Origin of the sequence: Collinsella sp. AM13-34 (genome assembly GCF_003473055.1) — a bacterium.
Taxonomy (GTDB): Bacteria; Actinomycetota; Coriobacteriia; order Coriobacteriales; family Coriobacteriaceae; genus Collinsella.
In genome coordinates, this window is sequence record NZ_QRLE01000053.1 from 1 (window position 1) to 1,912 (window position 1,912).

1 protein-coding gene and 1 pseudogene are annotated in these 1,912 nt (G+C 58.5%); both read right to left on the bottom strand.

The window, feature by feature from the left end; all coding sequences use genetic code 11:
- Positions 1 to 404 (bottom strand): annotated as a pseudogene (locus DW151_RS10330) (SIS domain-containing protein); the annotation flags it as partial.
- A 170-nt stretch (positions 405 to 574) separates the two neighbouring features.
- Complete coding sequence (locus tag DW151_RS10335; RefSeq protein ID WP_199579947.1) at positions 575 to 1,789, bottom strand: MFS transporter; 1,215 nt, start codon at positions 1,787 to 1,789, stop codon at positions 575 to 577.
- Positions 1,790 to 1,912 lie beyond the last annotated feature (123 nt).

A 1,912-nucleotide genomic window follows, 5' to 3' on the forward strand; every position in this document is an offset into this window, starting at 1 on the left:
TGGCCGATGGGGCCCTCGGGCTTGGTCATGGCGTAGACGCGAATGCCCTTTTCCTTCATCTTCTTGACGGCCTCGAGGACCTCGGGGGTGGTGCCGGACTCGGAGGCGGTGAGCACGACGGACTTCTCGGTCATGCGCTTGTGGCCCATGACGTTCCACTCGGCGGCGTGGATCAGGTAGACCTCGAGGTCGCGGTCGCCGAACTTGTTCATGAGGTACTCGAGCTGCATGAGCTCGTCCCAGGTGCCGCCGACGCCCATCAGGAACACGGCGTCGTAGCCCTCGTCGGCGACCTTGTCGGCGAGCGCGGTCATCTTCTTGCCGGTCTCGTAGAGCGCCTTGCCGTCCTCGAGATAGCCCTCCTGGTCGAAATGCATGATCTCGATCTTCTCGGTTTCCTTCATGGCTTTTCCTTTCTGTCCTGCACGCAACTCTATACATCGCGTTTCTTTTCGATACCAATTATAGACATACACCTAATGTGTTTTTAATACCACTTATCAATCTGCTCCAATCCTCGGTGAACGGTCGAAATTCTCTGGTGAGTGGTATTAAATTAGAATTGAATGTATAGCTAACGCCTCTGGCGCCTCCCTTGTGTGACAAAGAACAGCGTTCCTACCAGCGCAATAATGGTCGATGCCCCAAACAGCACCGCCTGAACGCCCAAAGCCTCCGCCAAAAACGGAGCCGCCAGCAGCGGCAGCACGCCGGCGCTCATCAGGCCAAAACGCACAAAGCCGGTAATGCGCCCCAGGTATTTGATGTCGGCGCGCTCCTGAATCAAGATCATCTGCAGCGGTTCCAGGAATCCCCAGGCCAGACCGTTAATCGCCTGACCGATAATCGCGACCCCCAGCATATCGGTGCCCACGTACACCATGGACCCAATGCCCACGGCCATGAGCGCGCCGAGCAGCAATCGCAGGTTGACATGGCGGGCAGAAAGCTTGGTCAGGATGAACGCGCCCACCGAGGAAGTGAGGCCCACGACCGAGGACAGCCAGCCCAGCCAGACGATATCCACGTTGAGCACATCGCGATAGAACAACGACTCCAGCGAATCGAACGCGCCAAACGCAAAGAAACCCAAAAAGCCCGAGATAAAGATGAGGCGCAGGTCGTGGTCGCGAAACGTAAGTCGCGCACCCTCGGCCATGCCGCCCAGAATACCGCCCTTCGGCTTCTCCCCTTTTGCGGGAGCAACACACTCGTGACAGCCCAAGGAGAGCACGGCCGCCACACCCATCATGCCCGCCATGAGCAGATAGACCGATTGCGTGACAAAACAGCTCACGATGGCACCGCCGAGCAGCGGGCCAGCGGTATAGGCGATATTGCTGTAGAACACCATGAGGCCGTTCACGCGGGTACGGCCCTCGGTGGTCGACTCCAGGTATCCCGGAAACGCATGCGTGCAGGTGTTGATAAAGCCGCCCGCAAGTCCCAAGACGCACGCGGCAAACACAAGCCCGGGGACAGACAACGGCGCCAACCCCACGCCAAGCGATAGCACTGCCGTAATCACGCACGTCACAAACGACGTCCGGCGCGGTCCAAAGCGATCGATGACCGAGCCCGACACCATATTGCCCACCGACGTCATAAGATTGCGCACGAGCGTAATGGCGGCAACCAAAAAGGCCGTGCCAGCCAGATCATACGTGGCCGCACCGATAAGCCCCAAAAAGTAGACCGCGTTGTTGGCGCACCACTGCAGGGACTCAATAAGAATCAGCCTGACCTCTGCCGGCGTCAGGCGCATTGCTTCGCGATCCTTCGCGAACATACGAACTCCTTCTATACAAAAAGGGGATGGAGGGCATAGGCCTGCTCCATCCCCTTTCCAGGTTGCAACGAAAATCTATGCAGCCGGGCCCTTACGCCAGCACGCCGAAGAACGCGCCGATGA